We start from the raw sequence: 20,443 nt of genomic DNA on the forward strand, positions 1-20,443 counted from the left end.
TAAATCAAGGTAAATTGATTTTATTATTATTACAGTCTATATTGTAGATAGTTTAAAATAAGAATAAATGAAATTAAATGAAATTAGAGAAAGATTTATAAAATTTTTTATAAAAAATAGGCATGAAAGGGTTTTTTCTTCTCCATTGGTTCCAGATAATGATTTAACGCTTATGTTTACAAATGCTGGTATGGTTCAATTTAAAAATATTTTTACTGGTTTACAAAAAACTGGAATGAAACGTGTTGTTTCAAGTCAAAAATGTTTAAGAGTAGGCGGTAAGCATAATGACCTTGAAAAGGTTGGTTATACAACTAGACATCATACGTTTTTTGAGATGCTTGGAAACTTTAGCTTTGGTGATTATTTTAAAGAAACTGCAATAGAATTTGCATGGAAATTTATTACTGAAGAATTGTTTCTTGATAAAAACAGGTTATTGGTAACTGTTTATCATACTGATGATGAGTCATATAAGATATGGCGTAAAATAAGTGGTTTTTCAGATGATAAAATTATCAGGATTGCAACAGATGATAATTTTTGGAATATGGGTAGCGCTGGTCCATGTGGTCCATGCTCTGAAATTTTTTATGATCATGCAAATCCTAATCTGCAAGATAGTGATAGAATTGTTGAAATTTGGAATTTAGTATTTATAGAGTTTAAGAAAGATGAAGGAGGCAATTTGCAGAAATTGCCGAAAGAATGCATTGATACTGGGATGGGTCTTGAGAGAATAACGGCTATCATGCAAAATGTTTATGATAATTATGATATTGATTTATTTTCTGCTTTAATAAAAAAATCACAAGAAATTTGTGGAAATGTAGCTAATAAAGTAGCTCATAAAATTATTTCAGATCATCTTCGTGCAGCTTCATTTTTAATTGCAGAGGGAATACTTCCTGGAAATGAAGGTAGGAATTATGTATTACGGAGATTAATAAGAAGAGCTGCACGTTATGTTCATCTACTTGGATATAATGATTCTTTACTTTATCGTATCTTTCCAACTTTGATAGATAGTTCGAGTTCGGCTTATATGGGAGATGTTTATCCTGAACTTGTTATGGCTAAGAATTCAATAGAAATGGTGTTAAAATCAGAAGAAGAAAATTTTAAAGATGTTTTAATAAGGGGTACAAAATTTTTTGAAAAATTTATTGAAGATTTAAATCCAGGTGATACTTTATTAGGAGAATTAGCTTTTAAATTACATGATACTTATGGGTTTCCTTTAGAAATCACACTTGATATTTTAAAAGAAAGAGGAATTATTTTTGATAAAATAGGATTTGATAATGCGATGGAAGAGCAAAAGAAAAGAGCGCGCATTAAAAGATCTGGATATAGCGGAAAGTCTGCTTTTATTAAACAAGTATGGTCTGATTTTGTTGATAAATTTAAAACAGAATTTGTAGGTTATGAGTTTAGTGAGATAAGAGATGCAAGGGTGGTAGCCATAATTTCTCTTGAAAACGAAATAATTAATTTCGCTAAAGAAGGAGAAAGAGTAAATGTTATTTTAGACAAAACTCCTTTTTATGGTGAATCAGGTGGGCAAGTTGGAGATATTGGAAGTTTTATTGTTTCTTCTATTTTTCAAGAATTGAATAATGAAATTCAAAAGAGTGTAGTTATAGTAGAAGATACAAATAAAATTAATGATATTTATTTGCATAGGTGCGTGATTAAATCAGGTTCTCTTTATGAAAATGATATAGTTATAGCTAGCGTTAATAAAAAGAGAAGAAAAGAAATAAGAAGAAATCATTCAGCTGCGCATCTTTTACATTTTGCGTTGAGAAAGGTTTTAGGTAATCATGTTAGCCAAAAAGGTTCTTTAGTTACACCAGATAAGTTGAGATTTGATTTTAATTGTAATATTCAAATTACTCAAAATCATGTGTTTATGATAGAAGATATAGTAAATTCTTTAATTAGAAGGAATTTTCTCACATCAGTAAAAATTCAGAATTTAAATCAAGCAATAGATGAAGGTGCTATAGCATTATTTAATGAAAAATATGGTAATCAAGTAAGAGTGGTGAAAATTGGAGATTCAAAAGAGTTATGTATTGGTACTCATGTAGAGTGTACTGGAGAAATTGGTTTTTTTAAAATAGTAACAAAATGTTCTATTGCATCTGGAATAAAAAGAGTAGAAGCTTTGACAGGTCAGAAAGCAATTAATTACATACGTAATAATGAAATTTATTTAAAAGAAATTGCAGAATCTATAAAGGTACCATCAAATAAAATAATAAACCAGCTCAATATTTTATACAAAGAGCGCAGAGAGTCCGAATACAAAATGAAAAATCTTTATAAAAGGCTTATAAATATTGAAAACGTAAGAAATATTAAAATAAATCAAGTGACTTTTATAAGTCATGCTTTTAATGATATTCCAGTTAATATAATAAGAGAATTTGTTACTCAACAAGAAAAATTGAAAACTGTGATAGCTTTTACAACAGTAAAAAAAAATAAAACAGTATTAATTGTTAAAGTGAGTAAAGATTTAACTGATAAGATCAGTGCAAAAGAATTAGTATCTGTTGTTGTAGATGATGGGAAAAACGCTGGAAGTGTTGAACTTGCTCAAATGAGTTGCTGCAGTAGCAATGGTAATGTTATTGCATCTATTTACAGTTTTTTATTTAAAAAGATAACATCTTCTTTTTAATTAAAAATGTATAATTTATTATATAACTTTTATGTTTTTGCCTATATAAAGTGATTTTATTTAACATGTTTAAAACATATTCATTTTGAGCTCACTTCAAAGATTTTTAATTGAAAAATCTTTGAAGTAATAAGTTATCTTTTGTATTTTATTTTAAGTTTTGGATTTTTATTTTTCTTTATAATTTTTGAAAAATTTATGAGTTTAATTGAAATTTTTGATAATGGTGAAAAATTTTAATGGTTTGGTTTATTAATACCAATAATTAAGTTTTGGTATTTTTTAAAATAAAAATTTTCTCCAACTTCTACATTTGTCTTTAAAGATAATGCAAGAGTTTGTTTTTTTATGTATTCAGTCCATAAATTTACCGCTTCTTTAATTTTATTATCTTTTGTTCTAATTATAATATTGATTTTATCAGATATATGAAAATTAACTTGTTTTCTAGTTTCTTGAATAAATCTTACAATATCCCTTGCAAGTCCTTCTAAAATTAATTCGTTGTTTAGTTCAGTATTAAGGATAACGATTCCTTTATTATTATCAAACACAGAGGAATATTTGCTATTTGCTTTTAATAAAATTTCATATTCACCTTCATTTATAAGATAACCTTCTATATTATCCCCTAAAAATATTTGTTTGTCTTTAGTTTGCTTCCATTTTCCTTCTTTGGTGTATTGAACTAATTTTTTGATTTTATTTGGAATTTTTCTTCCTAAAATAAAAAGGTTTAGTTTTAATTCTAATGATGCGATATCTTTAAAATCGTTTACTAATTCTATTTTTTTTACATTCACTTCATTTTTAATTATTTCTTGATATTCATTTAAATTTGTAGTGTGACAATTTTCGGTATTATTTGTTTGCTGAGTAGTATGTGATTTTGAATTGGTAGAAAGCTTATTAGAAAAATTATCACAGAAAGATTGATGATAAATTATCATTTTATGAAGTGGTTGTCTAATGCGTATATTAAAAGTATTTCTTATAGAAAGTGCAGAATTACATATTTTTCTTACTAAATCCATCCTAGTAATAAGTTTGCTATCAAACTTTTCTATTTGTGGAAAGCTGGTCAAATGAACAGATGTTTTTTTGTATTTTAATCCTTGCCATATAGTTTCTGTTATAAACGGTAATAATGGAGCTGCAGCCCGTAATATATAATAAAAAATTATATATAGCACATTATAAGCATCAGTTTTATCTTGATCTAGATCATTTTTCCAAAAGCGTTCGCGGTTACGCCGAATATACCAATTATTTAATATTTCGAAAAAATCTACTAAAATTTTGCAAGCCATTTGAGAATTATAGTTATTCATAGAGATTTGGATATTTTTTATAGATTCGAAGCATTTAGAAACCATATAACGATCAATAATATTTTGATAAGGCGATTTACAGATCTTAGCCTTAATTCCATCCGCATTTGCATACATAGTAAAAAAATGATAGCTATTCCAAATAGGTTTTATTACATTTTTTAAAACATCTCGTATTAAGTTTCCGTTTTTATCAAGCATCAAGTTACCGCCTTGAGTGATAGATCCAGAAAGCATAAGAAAACGTAATGCATCAGAACCATATTTATTGAAAATTATCATTGGATCTGAATAGTTATTTAAACGTTTAGATAGTTTTTGTCCATTTGTATCGAGAATAACGCCATGGCATACACAATTCTTAAATGGCTCGCTATCAAATAAAGCAGTAGACAATACAAAAAGTGTATAAAACCATCCTCTAGTTTGAGCTATATACTCAGTAATAAAATCTGCAGGAAAATTGTTTTCAAACCATTCTTTATTTTTAAAAGGATAGTGAACTTGGGCAAATGGAACTGAACCGGACTCAAACCAACAGTCGAATATATCAGGTATACGACGCATAATTGACTTTCCTGTTGGGTCATTGGGATTTGGCCTTGTCAAGGCATCAATAAACGGTCTATGTAAGTCATTTATTTTAACATTAAAATCTTTCTCCAGCTCTGCTATAGAGCCATATACATCTATTCTAGGATATCTTATGTCATCTGACTTCCATATTGGAATAGGTGTGCCCCAAAAGCGATTACGCGAAATTGACCAATCATGCACTCCTTCAAGCCATTTTCCGAATTGACCATCCTTTATATGATCTGGTATCCAATTGACTTTTTTATTTAACTCTATCATCCTATTTTTAAATTTTGTTACAGCGATATACCAAGAAGACATAGTACGGTAAATCAATGGAGTATCAGTTCTCCAACAGTGTGGATAGTTATGAACATATTGTTCAGCTTTAATCCAAATACCTCGTTCTTTTAACTTTTTTATTATTATATCGTTAGCATCAAAAACATGAACTCCAGCTAAGTCTAAAACTTCACTGGTAAACTTACCTCTATTATCGATTGGACAAATAGCAGGAATATTATGATTCTTGCAAAGATAAAAATCTTCTTCACCAAATCCAGGAGCAGTATGTACGATACCAGTACCACATTCCGCTGTAACATAATCCGCGATGAAAACACGGAATGCATTTCTTACATTTTGGAAATAAGAAAATAATGGTTTATACGTAAGGTTTACAAGATCATTTGCTTTAAGTTGTATATCATAATTCTCATATAAGATGTTGCTTTGTTTACAGTAACCCATAAATTTTTCTAAATAGTTTTCGGAAAAAATATAGATTTCGTTATTTATTAGCACTACACAATAATCGATATCTTTTCCTATTGCCAACGCTAAATTGCTAGGTAGCGTCCATGGAGTTGTAGTCCAAGCTAGTAGATTACATTTTTGTTTTAATTTTTTTGGGTTTTCTAAGAGCTCAAATGCGACAGTTACAGTTTTACTGGTTCTTTTTCTATATGCATTATCTAGTTTTGTTTCAAAGTTAGATATCGGTGTTTCACATGCCCAACTATAAGGAACTACACGAATTGATTCATATACTAGACCTTTATCATAAAGTTGTTTAAACGCCCACATAACTGATTCCATAAATGATTTATCCATAGTTTTATAGTTGTTATGAAAATCTACCCATCTTGCTTGTCTATTTATATATTTTTCCCATTCTGAAGTAAATTTCATTACAGAAGCACGACAATAATCATTGAACTTTTTGATACCGAATTTTTCTATTTCAATCTTCCCAGATATTCCAAGTTCTTTTTCTGCGCTCATTTCAGCTGGAAGTCCATGACAATCCCAACCAAATCCACGTTTAACTCTTTTCTGTAGCATAGTTTGGTATCTTGCAAATGTATCTTTGATGAATCCAGTGAGTAAGTGTCCATAATGTGGTAATCCATTTGCAAATGGTGGACCATCATAAAAAACAAAACAATTAAATTTAGAACACTTTTCAAGTGAACGTTCAAAAATTTTATTTTTTTGCCAATACTTTATAATTTCATCTTCTAACGATACAAAATCGGGGTTATTTGTTGTATCAGAATAGTATTTCATTTTATATTTATGTTTTACTTTTTAAAAGAGATAATATATACACCTTTTTTTAAAAAATTGCAAATCAAGGTATTACTACTCCTGATAAACTATTTTTTCTAGCTTGTAATATTTTAACGTTTGTTATTTTATTTTTATATTTATTTTCAGGATCATCAATGCAAACTGATTGCATATACGGGCTTTTACCAATAATTTGATTTTGATATTTGCTCTTTTTTTTGTCAAATAGAACAGGAATAATTTTACCTATTGTATTTTGATTAAATTTAACTTGTTGTGTGTTAATAAGTTTTTGTAAACGAATAAGACGTTCTGTTTTAATTTCTTCTGGTATTTGATCTTTCCTTTCAGCTCCTGGTGTTCCTGGCCTTGGACTATATTTAAAACTATAAGCGTGAATATATTTTACTTTTTTTATTAATTTTATAGTTTCCTTAAAATCTTCTTCAGTTTCTCCTGGAAAACCAACGATAAAATCAGAAGAAAATTCAATTTCAGGTTTTAATTTGTGTAGTCTATCTATTATTTCTAAATATTCTTTTATAGTATGTTTTCTATTCATTAGATATAATATTTTATCAGAACCTGATTGTACCGGTAGATGAATAAATGGCATGAGTTTAGGTTCTTTTGCATGTGCTAAGTATAAAGATTCATGCATGTCTCGTGGATGAGAAGTTGTATAACGAATTCTTTCTAATTTTTCAATTTTAGCGATATGATTGATTAATTTACCTAAATCCCATATTTTTCCTTTATATTCTCCATGATAAGCATTAACATTTTGACCGAGTAAATTAATTTCTTTTGCTCCATTTTCAACTAATTTCATTGCTTCATAAAATATTTCATTTACTGGACGTGAATATTCAGTTCCACGAGTATAAGGTACAACGCAAAACGTACAAAATTTGTTACAACCTTCTTGTATAGAAAGAAATGCAGAAGATCCTTGATTATTGCCATAGCATTCGTTTGGTAATTTATCGAATTTTGGAACTTCTGGAAAATCTATGTTTATTATGCGACCCTTGTTTCTGTTTATTTTTATTATTAATTCTGGTAAAGTTGCGATACTCTGAGTACCAATAACAATATCTACAAACGGAGCTCTTTTAAATACTTCATTACCTTCTGCCTGTGCCACGCATCCAGCTACTACTATAGTGATTTCTTTATCTTTTTTTAATAGGTGAATCTTTCCAAGTTCTGAATAGAGCTTCTCTACTGCTTTTTCTCTAATGTGACAAGTATTTAATATTACTAAATCAGCTTCTTTTATATTATTAACAACATTAAATCCAAGAGGTTTAATTATATTTTCTATCAAAACAGACTCATAAATATTCATCTGACATCCGTAAGTTTTGATGTATAAATTTTTCATTTTCTATTAAAAATTATATAAAATTAATTCGGTACAACTAATTAAAGCTAGAAGTTATATTCTATCATTTAAGATAACTATTAAACTAAAATTTAGTATTATTTATGATAATAGTTATTAGTATTTTATGTTATTTTATTATAAATATCAACTGTTTGATCAGTTGTGAACAAGTTAAAGGAGTTTTTGATATTTTGATAAAATTGCATTTTATAAAAAATTATTTAAAATTATAAATATGTGAGAACAATAAATTATAAAAGAAAATTTTATGTTTAAATTTGTATGAAAGTTGCCAATGTTTTATTTAATAAATCTTTTTAAGAGATTGTTAAATCTATTATTTTATTTAAATGAATGTATAGTAAAATATTAATAAGGAATAACCTAAGACCTTTAGTTGGAAAAATTAAAATTAATGGGTCAAAAAATGCTGTATTACCAATAGTAGCGGCAAGTTTGCTGAGTAATTTTTCAATAACTATATATAATGTACCTAATTTAATTGATATACATTTAATGTCTAAGTTATTAAGAGCTCTTGGAGCAAAAGTAAATTTTATATATAACAAATTTTATAAAGCAAATCATATTTTAGAAATTGATTGTAGTAATATTAGAAATTACGTAATACCTTGTGAGACTGCAAATAAATTTAGAGCATCATTTTTGATAATGGGTCCGATGCTTAGTAGGTTTGGGAAAGTAAGAACGGTATTTCCTGGTGGATGTAATATTGGAAAACGTCCAATTGATATGCATGTTAGAGCATTAGAAAAAATGGGTGCTAAAATTGAGATTGATGGTTGCAATATAATTGCAACTGTAAGAGGAAAATTACAAGGAAAAAAAATTACTTTTGAAAAAATAAGTGTTGGTGCAACGGAGAATATAATAATGGCAGCAACGCTTGCGGAAGGGATAACGGTAATAAACAATGCTGCAATAGAACCAGAAGTTTTGGATTTGATAGGGTTATTAAAAAAAATGGGTGCTGATATTAGTATTAATAGTGATGAAGTAGATTTTTCTAATATTATTTCAGCGCGCAATTATAAGAGGAGTTACAATAAATCTCTTTTGGGTGGTCATATAGCGACAAGAAAAATTATAAAAGGGGTTATAACAATAAGGGGAGTTAAGGTATTAAATGGATGTTCTTATAAGATAATGTCAGATCGTATAGAGGCGGGTACATATGCATTAGCTGCTGTAATAACTGGTGGTAAATTAATGTTAGAAGGAATATCTAATATAGAATGTATTATAAACGAATTAAGATCTATAGGAGCATCAATTGAATTAAATGATAATGGTATTTTTGTTTCTAGAAAAAATAATTTTATTAAGTCTATTAATGTTTCAACAGGCTCGTATCCTGATTTTCCTAGCGATATGCAACCACAATTGATATCTACGATGTGTATTGCTAATGGAGTATCTGTGATAGAAGAAAATATTTTTGAAAAAAGGTTTATGCACGTGGGTGAATTAAAAAAATTAGGTGCTAATATTAGTATTAAGAAAAGTAAAGCCATTATAAATGGAGTGAGAAGTTTATATGGAGCTAATTTATATGCTACAGACTTAAGATCAAATGCAGCTTTAATACTTGCTTCTTTAGTAGCAAATGGAGAAACTACAATAAGTAATTCGTATCATTTATGTAGGGGATACGAAGCAATGTGTGAAAAATTGAATTCATGTGGAGCTGATATCTCTATTTTATCTTAAAGGATAAGGTAGTATTTTATGGGCGATGGAAAGAGTTATTTAACCAAGAGAACTACAGTAAAAGAAATAGATAAAATTCTTTATGAGAAATATAAAGTATTAGATCATGGATTTATTCGAATAATAGATTATATGGGATCTGATAACGCTATAGTTCAAGCTGCTCGTGTTTCCTATGGAAAAGGTACAAAACAAATTAGTCAAGATGAAGCACTTATAAGGTATTTAATGAGACACAATCATACAACTCCATTTGAGATGTGTGAAATTAAATTTCATGTAAAACTTCCTATTTTTATTGCAAGACAATGGATAAGGCATAGAACTGCAAATGTAAATGAATATTCAACAAGATATTCAATACTGGATAACGAGTTTTATATACCAAAGCCAGAGCGCATTGCAAAGCAGTCTGATAGTAATAAACAGGGTAGCGGCGAAGTTTTTGACTTATCTTTTTCAAAAGAAATAATAAATTCATTAATAAAAGACTCTAATTTAGTGTATTCTCATTACAAAAGATTTATTCAGCAAAAACTTGCAAAAGAAATTTCAAGAACTAATCTAATGCTTAATTATTATACCCAATTTTATTGGAAAATAGATTTACATAATCTTCTTCATTTTTTAAAGCTTAGAGTTAATAAGCATGCTCAGTATGAGATTAGAGTATATGCAGAAGTTATGTTAGATATAGTAAAAAAATGGGTTCCAATAACGTATAAAGCCTTTGTTGAATATTGCTTGGAATCTATTCATATTTCAAAAGCTGGTTTAGGTATAATACGAAAATTAATCAGACGAGAAAATGTTACTAAAGAAGATGGAGTTGTTAGTGATAGAGAATGGGATGAATTGATGTCAATACTTGATAAAAAATTTTAAAAATATATGTGTGTTATTTATATAGAGGGTAATTCAAATTTTACCAAAACATTTATGTATAAGGTAATTTTAAGTTTTATTTGGTTTGTTTTATGTAAAATATTTGTATAAGATATGTTTTTAGTGATACTTTCTAGTAAAGTTATGTTGAAAAATTCTAAATTAGAACTAATAGATTGTGAATTTAATCTTAATAGATTTATATTATCGCTCTCTTTATTCTTTTTAATGGGGAATTTGATATGATAATTGAAGATATTTAAAGTTTTTATTTGGTTTTTGATCACTATTATATAGTGTTAACAGTAAAATAGCAGCTTCGCTCCAATTTAGATTGATCGTTGAATTTTTTAATTCAATAGATTATTAATACTAATTAAGTATGCTTTTATTGTTGTATTATTTATAAATATTGTAATATTACAGTTGGGAAATTTTACAACATTATGCTTATATGATTTCTATCTAGATTAATTTATAAATGTTTGGTTATTTTGAATTTTGAAAATATGGATTAATATTGGTTTTATGAAAGGGTATTATGAATATATAATTTGTAATATCCACAATCAAATACATTTATCAAGTTTAGATATGAGAGAAAAAGAAAAGTAGTGTAATAAATTTAATGGAGGAAATTAATCTGAGCCATTTTTTAAAGCATAGTTTAAAAGTATAATTTCTGTTAGTGTGTTTAAGATATTTATTAATTTTCTTTTAAACTTAATTAAGTTAAATAACGGGTTTTGTTTATGTTAGATAAACTGAAATTTAAATTATTGATAATATTTAGATTATAAAGTATGGTTTAATAATGAAACCTTATTGAGGTATTAAACAAGATAGTCAACAAAATAATTGTTTCAATAAAATACAATTTAAGATGTTAAATTTACCTAAAGTATCTGGCATTTGTCGCTATAATGTTTTGATGTCTAATGTAACGTGGTTAAGAGTTGGAGGAAAGGTCGATGTTTTGTTCAAACCACGTGATATTCAAAGTTTAATGTATTTAATTAAAAGTACTGAGCTGACAATTAATATTATTGGTGCAACGTCTAATATAATAGTACGAGATAACGGGATTCGAGGTATAACTGTAAAATTAGGTAAGGAATTTGCATATATTAAATATAAGAATAATAATTCTATTATTGCTGGCGGTGGAGCTTTGCTTACTAATCTAGCTTATTCTGCAATGGAGCAACAAATTAGTGGATTTGAGTTTTTAGTTGGAATTCCAGGTACAGTTGGTGGTGGATTGGAAATGAATGCAGGCTCATATGGAGGTGATATTGCAGGTATTGTAAAATCTATAAAAGCTGTGAGTCTAGAGGATGGTAATTTATATGAATTTTCTAGTAGTGAAATGGGTTATTTTTATCGCGGACATAATTTGACGGGGCGGTGGATTTTTATTGAAGCCGAATTTACGGGAGTAAATTCGGAGTATGAAATTATATTTCACAAGATTAAAGATATTCTTGATAAGAAAAATAAAAGTCAGCCGATAAGAGAAAAGACTGCAGGTTGTATGTTTAAAAATCCAAAGAGTGAGAAAGCATGGAGGTTAATTGATAAATCTGGTTGTCGTGGATTAAATAATGGAAAAGCTAAGGTTTCTAGTAAACATTGTAATTTTTTACTGAATTATTGTAATGCAACTGCGTGTGATTTAGAGAGTCTTGGTAATAATGTAAGAAATATAGTAAGAGATAAGTTTAATATTGAACTTGAGTGGGAAATAAGAGTTTTGGGTAACTTATAAAGTTTCTATTTTAGAAATATATATATTTATAGTTTTCGAGATTTTTCGAGATTTTGAAAGTTAAAATCTTTTTAGTTTCTGAAAGTGTTTGCAGATTTATTAATTTAGCTTATAATGCTAATCCATATTTAGTTTTTGATTTATTATTTTGTTGTTATTTATTGTTATTTTGTACTAAGTATTCTAGAATAGAAATAGGATAGGGATAAAATAAAAGAAAATTAAGGGGAGTCTTTTTATAAAGTTGTCTGGTAAGGGCCTTAATCTATTTAAAATTTGTTTGTCGTTTTATATATTTTAAATGAGAGTGTTTGATACATTTCATATGTATGTTCAGAATTTTTGTATATTGATTTTTTGTTTTAGTATTTTTATTTCATATAGTGTTGGAGCTAAATCTAAAGTGGGATTTAGTAAAAAATATATACCACAAGGCAATCCTGGTGGTGCACATTTTTATGAAGATGAAGACTTTGTCAAGTCATATATATTGTATGAGAAACGTAGAGAACTTATGAAGAAAAAGAAATTGCAAGCTAAAGTTATTAATGCTAGCATAAATAGAGAGAACTTGATCAAAGAATTAAAGAAGAGAAAAGTTACTATTCTTGACAAATTAGATAATGTGGTAGTTTGTGCAAGTGAAAATGGTAATGATAATAATGTAATGATAAACCAATATGGTATTAATATTGCGTGCTTGAAAGGAGCAGTATTTATAGACCATCAGATTCAGCATGAGAGCGAAAAATTTGAAGACAAAATAGAAGAGAGAGTTAATCCAATGATAGAGGAGGTGTCTTAGAAGGTATTTTAAGGATTTTTGAGAGTACGTGATTTACTATTATTGATTTATAAAATGGTTTAAATTGCCTAAAATATAAGTCAGGAAGGTTCTAGGTTTGAGGAGTTATTTGTGTTAGATGGAGATTTTGCAGATTATTGTTTTAATGATGAATCTATTTCTAGACATGATACTCATACTGTAAACGTTGGACATGTGAAAATAGGAGGAAATAATCCTGTAGTTGTTCAATCTATGGCACTTGGTACATATATAGATGCTAATGATATAAAGGGTGGTGCTAAACGGTATGCAAAAGAAATAATAGAGCTTGCATGTGCAGGTTCTGAGTTAGTAAGAATAGCTTTAAATTCAGAAGAAGTAGTGAAAGCGATACCTTTTATAGTAGAAGAAATAAATAAAAAGGGTTTTGACGCTAAAATGTTAGTAGGTTGTGGACAATATGAATTAGATAGATTAGTTAGAAGTTATCCAAATAATATTAGCATGCTTGGCAAAATTAGAGTAAATCCAGGTAATATAGGTTTTGGTGAGGAACGTGATAAAAAATTTGAAAGAGTTATAGAATATGCAATAAAATATGATATTCCAATTAGAATCGGAGTAAATTGGGGAAGTCTTGATAAATATCTTTTACAAAAAATTATGGATAGAAATTTCTTGTTCGATCATTTGAAATCTTCTGACGTTTTATTGCGGAAAGTTCTTGTAATGTCGGCATTAAATAGTGCACAAAAGGCAGAAAAAATTGGTCTTAGCGCAAACAAAATAGTTATTTCATGTAAAGTTAGTAGAGTAAAAGACTTGATTTCAGTTTATACAATGCTTGCGAGACATTCTAATTATGCTTTGCATTTAGGTTTAACTGAAGCTGGCATGGGTAATAAAGGTGTGATAAATACTACTGCAGGGCTTACTTATTTATTACAAAATGGCATTGGAAATACTATACGTGCTTCTTTAACTCAACACTCTAATGAGTCAAGAATTAATGAAGTAATAGTATGTCAGGAAATATTACAATCTATAGGTTTACGTTATTTTAATCCTCAGGTTAATTCCTGTCCAGGATGTGGACGCACAAATAGTGATCGCTTTCGGATATTAACAGAGAAAATAAATGATTATATAAAAGTTCGCATGTTAACTTGGAGGAAACAAAATCCAGGTGTTGAACGTATGAGTATTGCTGTTATGGGTTGTATAGTAAATGGTCCAGGAGAAAGTAAACATGCAAATTTAGGAATTAGCTTGTCAGGGTATGGAGAAAAATCAGTTTCAGCAGTTTATAAGGATGGTAAATTTTTTAAAACTTTGCGAACTAGTGACATTTTTGGAGAATTTAAAACAATAATTGATAATTATGTAGAGGAAAATTTTACTTAGTTTAATTTTAAAAATATTGCTATTGTTAAAGCAAGGAAACAAATTGCTATCTAAATTATTTTAGATTCTTATAGTAAAAAAAATTTTTATTAGAGGGTCTAATCGCTTTACCTTTATTAAAATTTGCATTAGGATTTTTATTTTGTTACTCATTTTGGTGTTTGTGGATGTTAAACTACAATTTTGTAACATTATTTTTAATTTATAAGTTAACCTTATAAGTTGTTTATTTTGAAATAAAAGTTTTAAAAAATACTAAATTACTTTATATGATAAGTAGAGAAATGAATGAAAAGTTAGTTGTTTATTTTATAGATTTATTATTTGACTTTTATTACAAATTTAAAATTATAAACCTTATAACAGCCCTTAAGGGTAGATAAATTAAAAGAGAATTCAAATACAGATAATTTTGTCATAGACTTATCTTTGCTAATTTTATATGTGGAATTATAGTATATTATATGTGTATAAATTATAAAATACGAGTTTTATTTTAACTTTTATGTTAATTTACAAATTATTGGAATAAATTAGTTTTTGGATTGCAAGTGTGATAAAAGAAAATTGGGAGGCGGTAATTGGACTTGAGGTGCATGCTCAAATTTCTTCTAAGGCAAAATTATTTTCTGACTCATCAACTGAGTTTGGTGCTGAACATAATACTCAGGTTTCTTTAATTGATGCAGCGATGCCGGGTACATTACCAATATTAAATTATTATTTAGTAGAACAAGTAGTACGTACAGGCCTTGCTCTTTCTGCGGAAATTAATAAGTGTTCTCATTTCGATAGAAAAAATTATTTTTATCCTGATTTGCCACAAGGCTATCAAATAACTCAATATTTTAATCCTATAGTTAAAAATGGTAGGATTTTTATTAAAAATAAAAAAGAAATAAGAATTGCTAGAATCCACTTAGAACAGGACGCGGGGAAGAGTATTCATGGGGAGAATAAAACTTATGTAGATCTGAACCGTGCAGGAATTGCTTTAATGGAGATTGTTTCTAAGCCTGACCTTTGTTCATCAGCAGAAGCTGTAGAATTTGTAAAGAAACTTAGACAAATTTTACGTTATATTGGTTCTTGTGATGGTAATATGGAGATGGGATCACTTCGTTGTGATGCAAATGTTTCTGTGCATCAAAAGGGTAGTGTTACATTTGGTACTCGATGCGAAATAAAAAATTTAAATTCAATGCGTTATATAGCACAGGCTATAGATTATGAAATACAAAGACAGATTAAAATTTTAGAAAGTGGAAGAAAAGTAAGTCGGGATACTTTACTATTTGATGTTGTTTTAGGGGAAACAAAAATAGTGAGAAATAAAGAAAATGCAAATGATTATAGATATTTTCCTGAACCTGATTTACTACCTGTCGAAGTAAGTCAGGATAAGATTAATTTTATTAAATCATCTTTACCTGAGTTACCAGATCAAAAAAAATTGCGATATATTAAAGAGTTAGGTATTAGTGAATACGATGCAGATATAATTACTTCTGATAAAGCGATTGCTGATTATTTTGAAGAATTGATAAAAAGACATGATTCAAGACTTGCTGTTACCTGGATTACTGTAGAACTTTTTGGTCGCTTAAATAAAGCAGGTCTTGATATCGAGAATTCTCCAGTTAAGGCAAATGCCTTATCTGAGCTTTTAGATTTTATTTCTGATGGAACGATTTCTACTAAACTTGGTAAGCAAGTTTTTGATATTATGTTTGAAACTAATAAATCAGCGTCCTCTATTATAAGAGAAAGTAATTTAAAACAAATAACTAATGTAGAGGAAATATCTAAAATCATAGATAAAATTATTTATGAAAATCAAGATAAGGTTCAAGAATATAGAAATGGTAAAGTGAAATTGTATAGATTCTTTGTCGGTAAAATTATGAAACTTACAGGAGGAAGAATTAGTCCCAGCATTATGGATCAAATTTTAAGCAAAAAGTTAATGGCGAATTCCTAACTTTCACGGGTATAAAATGATACTGTGAAAATTTTAAGTTGATATCTAGTTATTCATAGAGTTAAAAAAATCAGCGTTATTTTTTGTCAAAAGCAATTTATCACGTAGAAATTCCATCGCTTCAATAGACCCCATGTGATTAAGAACTCTACGTAACACCCATATCTTATTCAAGATAGCTTTATTAATCAATAACTCCTCTTTCCTAGTTCCAGATTTAGTAATATCAATAGCTGGAAATATTCGCTTATCAGCAAGTTTTCTATCAAGAATTACTTCAGCATTCCCGGTGCCTTTAAACTCTTCAAAAATAACTTCATCCATTTTAGAACCAGTTTCTATAAGAGCAGTGGCAATTATTGTTAAAGAGCCGCCATTTTCAATGTTACGTGCTGCTCCAAAGAAGCGTTTTGGTCTTTGTAACGCATTTGAGTCTACACCACCAGTCAGAACTTTTCCAGATGAAGGGATAACAGCATTATAAGCGCGTGCAAGACGGGTTATAGAATCCAGTAAAATTACAACATCTTTTTTATGTTCAACCATTCTTTTAGCCTTTTCTATTACTATTTCAGCAAGCTGTACATGACGATAAGCTGGTTCATCAAATGTAGAACTAACTACCTCACCTTTTACAGAACGAATCATATCTGTAACTTCTTCAGGTCTTTCATCTATAAGTAATACCATTAATTCTATTTCTGGATGATTTACAGCTATGGAATGAGCCATTTGTTGCAATAGCATTGTTTTTCCCGTGCGAGGTGGAGCAACTATCAATGCTCTTTGTCCCTTTCCGAGTGGTGCAACTATATCAGTAGCTCGCATACTTATATCTTTCTTATTGTCTAAACAGTTGCTTTTTTCAAGAATTAATCTTTCTTCCGGATAGAGAGGTAGTAAATTATCAAAGTGAACGTATTTTCTTAGCTCACCAACTTCAGTAGAATTTATACTTTGAGCTTTAGTTAAAGTAAAATATCTTTCTTTATCACTAGGCGGTCTAATTTCTCCGCATACCATATCTCCAGTACGTAAATTGAATTTCTTTATTTGTCCATTAGAAATATATACATCATCAGTGCTAGGTGCATAATTAGCACTTGCTGAGCGTAAAAAACCAAAACCGTCAGGTAATATTTCCACTACTCCGCTTCCTGTAGTAATTCCACCTTCTTCGCTCATTTTTTTCATTAAACTAAATATCATTTCCTGCTTTAGCATTCTGCCATTACCCCTACCGTTTGTTAAAATTTTTTTTTCTTCAGCTAAGTCTAACAACTCATCTGCTGTTTTCTTTCTTAGTTCACTTAAATCCAGCGTCTTTCTATTTTCTTTTACACGCTCATTCACTGTTTGTTTAGCAATACTATTAATTTGTTCACTTGTTTTTTCTAATTCCAATCTAGTGGTTGTAACCTTCTCTTTTTCTTTTACTAAGATATCTTCGTTGATTGTTATCATAATCCTCCATCATTTTAAATGATACTTATAAGATAAAATGTGTCCAAAAGACAATAACCGAAACCCAGATCTTCGGAGTATTAAATCAATTTAAGCTAAAACACTTTATGCGCTATTATATCAGTATAATAGTTGACGAGTCAAGTTAATTTATATAATATATATATAAAAGTAAGATGATAAACGAGCTAAAATGGATAGCGTAGAGCGTAACAGCTACATGGGTTTTGTTTTCCTATTTAGAAATTTCTAACTATATAATCAGCATTAGTAAAAGGTTTTAATTTCTGATATAGCAATTTTATTGCTGAGCCATTTTATTTTCTGCTATTCGTTTTATTGCTAATGTATTGATTAGTTATAGTAATAAATTTTGGTTAAACAAAATCATTAATTAAAAAGTAAATTGTATTCAGTACTTCTATCCATTTAGAATATTTTGTTTCAATTTTTTACAAATAAAAAGGTTTTGTTAGCTTAATCTTTTGTTATTTTTTATTTAAACCTTTCTAGTTTTGAAATTTCATTATTTATAGGTAATCTTTCGTGTTAGGTTTCCAAACATTAAAATAGCTTCATCTTGTATTGTTTTGTTACTATTTTAATTTTAAATAATTTTTTATAAGTTAAGAGATCCGGTAGTACTTAAAATAGTAAAATGAAACGACGAAAAGTTAAATTATTTTATAGAAACTATTTTTAATTAATAGATAAAATTCTAGAAGAACTAAATATAAACTTTCATCTTCATTACGGAATATAAATGATTTAATGTAGTATACAAGTTATTAAATTATCACAAAATAATGTAAATATACAGTAAATATAAAATAGTATTTTGTCAAATTTTTTTGCGATATAGGTAAGGCAGCAAGCAGAATGCCAAAAAAGATAAAGAACGATCCAAGCCAAATTATCGGCATTCCTGGTTTATAGTATATTTTAACAAAAATTTTGTTTTTGCTTTTATCTATTTCACCTATTATAACATAGATATCATAAAATAAATTGTGATAAATACTACATTCAGTGTTTTTTTGGCCTTCTACAAAATAAAATCTATATTCAGGAGTTACTATATCAAGAATTTTATTTTTCGATATATTTTTAATATCCATTGTTCCTCTTATTGCGTGGAAGTTTTTCTTTTTTATTAATTCAACGTTTCGTAAAGTGACTTTGAATTTGTTAATTATAATACTATCACCTATTTTTAGATAATTTTCTTTTTCTTCTTGCCAACCAGTTAAAATTGCTATACCAAGTGTTAAAATTGCTATTCCAGCATGAGCTAATATCATTGCATAATAAGATTTTGATTTTTTTTTTGCTAATGAAATTGATTTATTAAATTTTATATTTGATAAGAGAATTTTTTTACAAAATCCCTCTAAAAGAGAGATCAGTAGTGTAGTTGAAATGATAATTGATAATATAATCATCAGATTCATATGAAGTATGAATGGTAAAATAGCTATAGCACTACAAAATGACAGTTTATATTTATAGAATATTAATAATGAGTTATTAGTACTGTTTTCATGCCAATAATATTGGCCGATTATTGCAAAAACTAAGATAGTTAGCGCAATAGGATTAAATAAAGTATTATAATATGTTGCTTCAACTGATACTATTTCACCAGTTAAATATTTAACTATTAGGGGGTATGAGGTACCAATAAGTACAATAAAAAAAGCAGTTATAAATAGTAAATTGTTTATTAAAATTAATGTAAAATGCGGAAGGAATTTTCTGTTTTTTACTATTTGTTGTATATTTTGGTTGTTTGTTTTTTTTTTATACTTTAATACTAATGATAGTAAAAACCGAATCTTTATCAAAGATAAACATTTCTTTTTTATAGTTACTATAAATATAAATAGACTACTAATTAAAATTATACCAAGTAAAATTAGTATATATAATCCATATTTTGGATTATCGGCAAATGCATGTACCGAGATAATTATTCCGGAACGAATTAGAAATGTTCCAGTTATGCTTAGTATAAAAGTTATGAGTATAAGAAAAATAGCGAAGTTTTTTAAAACATTGAAATTATGCACTATAGGTAATAGATGTACAAGTATGGCCTCAAGTAGCCATGGCATGAGAGAAATATTTTCTACTGGATCCCAAAACCAAAATCCACCCCAGCCTAATTCTCGATATGCCCACCAACTTCCAAGGCTAATTCCTAAGGTGAGTAGTGACCAAGAAATAAGTATCCAAGATTTAATAGTTTTAATCCAAATTTTTTCATTAGTACCTGTAATAAGTTTAGTTATAGATAGTGAAAAAGGAATACTAGATCCTAGGTATCCTAAATATAATATTGGTGGATGAATAATAAGAGCAATATCTTGTAATATTGGATTAAAACCAAGACCATCTGTTTCAATTTTTGGCATTCTAATAAAAGGATTAGATTCAAATAAAGTAAATAGTAAAAAACAGAAGCAAATCAAATTTTGAATAATCAAGGATATTTTTTTTAATTCGTTGTTATTAATAAAGATATTCATTAAAAATAAGTAAAATGTAAGCACTAGTGTCCAAAGTAACATAGACCCTTCTTCATTTCCCCAGACACTGCAGATTTTATAGATTAAAGGTTTTGTTGTATGAGAATAAAAATATACATTTTTAAATGTAAAATTATCTGTAATATGATAATATATCAAAATGCACATTGAAGCTAATGTACAAAAAAATATACCAACGGTAGTAAATTTATGGAAATTATCTGGAAATAGTAGATGTATTATAGATAATAAACAAGCTATTAGTAATAGTATGTTTCCAGGTTCGAGCATAAAATTTTATATAAGTTATTTAGAATAACACTATTCTTAATAA

The 20,443-nt window shown here is 28.0% G+C and carries 12 protein-coding genes; 8 read left to right on the top strand and 4 right to left on the bottom strand.

Annotation, left to right across the window (positions count from 1 at the left end):
* Window positions 1-67 precede the first annotated feature (67 nt).
* Window positions 68-2,692, top strand: coding sequence for an alanine--tRNA ligase (gene alaS, locus LJI21_01290; protein WFW29924.1), 2,625 nt, complete (start codon window positions 68-70; stop codon window positions 2,690-2,692).
* Between the two features lie 236 nt (window positions 2,693-2,928).
* Here the strand turns inward: alaS and ileS are convergent, their stop codons facing one another.
* Window positions 2,929-6,168, bottom strand: coding sequence for an isoleucine--tRNA ligase (gene ileS, locus LJI21_01295; protein WFW29925.1), 3,240 nt, complete (start codon window positions 6,166-6,168; stop codon window positions 2,929-2,931).
* A gap of 64 nt (window positions 6,169-6,232) precedes the next feature.
* The gene (gene miaB / locus LJI21_01300) at window positions 6,233-7,558 is read right to left on the bottom strand and encodes a tRNA (N6-isopentenyl adenosine(37)-C2)-methylthiotransferase MiaB (protein WFW29926.1); all 1,326 of its coding nucleotides are present in this window, start codon (window positions 7,556-7,558) and stop codon (window positions 6,233-6,235) included.
* 357 nt (window positions 7,559-7,915) lie between these two features.
* Here miaB and LJI21_01305 point away from each other — a divergent pair, with 357 nt between their 5' ends.
* The 6 genes from LJI21_01305 to gatB all read left to right on the top strand — a co-directional run bounded on the left by LJI21_01305 (window position 7,916) and on the right by gatB (window position 16,117).
* Window positions 7,916-9,292: a UDP-N-acetylglucosamine 1-carboxyvinyltransferase gene (locus LJI21_01305; protein WFW29927.1), complete on the top strand. Its 1,377-nt coding sequence runs from the start codon at window positions 7,916-7,918 to the stop codon at window positions 9,290-9,292.
* Window positions 9,293-9,310: 18 nt separating this feature from the next.
* Window positions 9,311-10,177: an FAD-dependent thymidylate synthase gene (gene thyX / locus LJI21_01310; GenBank protein ID WFW29928.1), complete on the top strand. Its 867-nt coding sequence runs from the start codon at window positions 9,311-9,313 to the stop codon at window positions 10,175-10,177.
* A gap of 883 nt (window positions 10,178-11,060) precedes the next feature.
* Complete coding sequence (gene murB / locus LJI21_01315) at window positions 11,061-11,945, top strand: UDP-N-acetylmuramate dehydrogenase (protein WFW29929.1); 885 nt, start codon at window positions 11,061-11,063, stop codon at window positions 11,943-11,945.
* Between the two features lie 325 nt (window positions 11,946-12,270).
* On the top strand, window positions 12,271-12,750 hold the full coding sequence (locus LJI21_01320) for a TRP75-related protein (GenBank protein WFW29930.1): 480 nt from the start codon (window positions 12,271-12,273) through the stop codon (window positions 12,748-12,750).
* Window positions 12,751-12,861: 111 nt separating this feature from the next.
* Entirely contained in the window at window positions 12,862-14,136 is a 1,275-nt protein-coding gene (ispG, locus tag LJI21_01325) for a flavodoxin-dependent (E)-4-hydroxy-3-methylbut-2-enyl-diphosphate synthase (protein WFW29931.1), read from the top strand.
* A gap of 553 nt (window positions 14,137-14,689) precedes the next feature.
* Window positions 14,690-16,117, top strand: coding sequence for an Asp-tRNA(Asn)/Glu-tRNA(Gln) amidotransferase subunit GatB (gene gatB / locus LJI21_01330; protein ID WFW29932.1), 1,428 nt, complete (start codon window positions 14,690-14,692; stop codon window positions 16,115-16,117).
* A 45-nt stretch (window positions 16,118-16,162) separates the two neighbouring features.
* Here the strand turns inward: gatB and rho are convergent, their stop codons facing one another.
* Together rho and LJI21_01340 are read right to left on the bottom strand one after the other, a co-directional pair.
* On the bottom strand, window positions 16,163-17,581 hold the full coding sequence (gene rho, locus LJI21_01335) for a transcription termination factor Rho (GenBank protein ID WFW29933.1): 1,419 nt from the start codon (window positions 17,579-17,581) through the stop codon (window positions 16,163-16,165).
* Window positions 17,582-18,369: 788 nt separating this feature from the next.
* On the bottom strand, window positions 18,370-20,277 hold the full coding sequence (locus tag LJI21_01340; protein WFW29934.1) for a heme lyase CcmF/NrfE family subunit: 1,908 nt from the start codon (window positions 20,275-20,277) through the stop codon (window positions 18,370-18,372).
* Here LJI21_01340 and LJI21_01345 point away from each other — a divergent pair.
* A complete protein-coding gene (locus LJI21_01345; protein ID WFW29935.1) occupies window positions 20,270-20,428 on the top strand; it encodes a hypothetical protein in 159 nt (52 codons plus the stop codon). The two genes, LJI21_01340 and LJI21_01345, sit on opposite strands and share 8 nt — an antisense overlap.
* Window positions 20,429-20,443: the final 15 nt, after the last annotated feature.

The sequence above is a fragment of the Wolbachia endosymbiont of Menacanthus eurysternus genome, from assembly GCA_029715105.1.
In the GTDB taxonomy this organism is placed as follows: Bacteria; Pseudomonadota; Alphaproteobacteria; order Rickettsiales; family Anaplasmataceae; genus Wolbachia.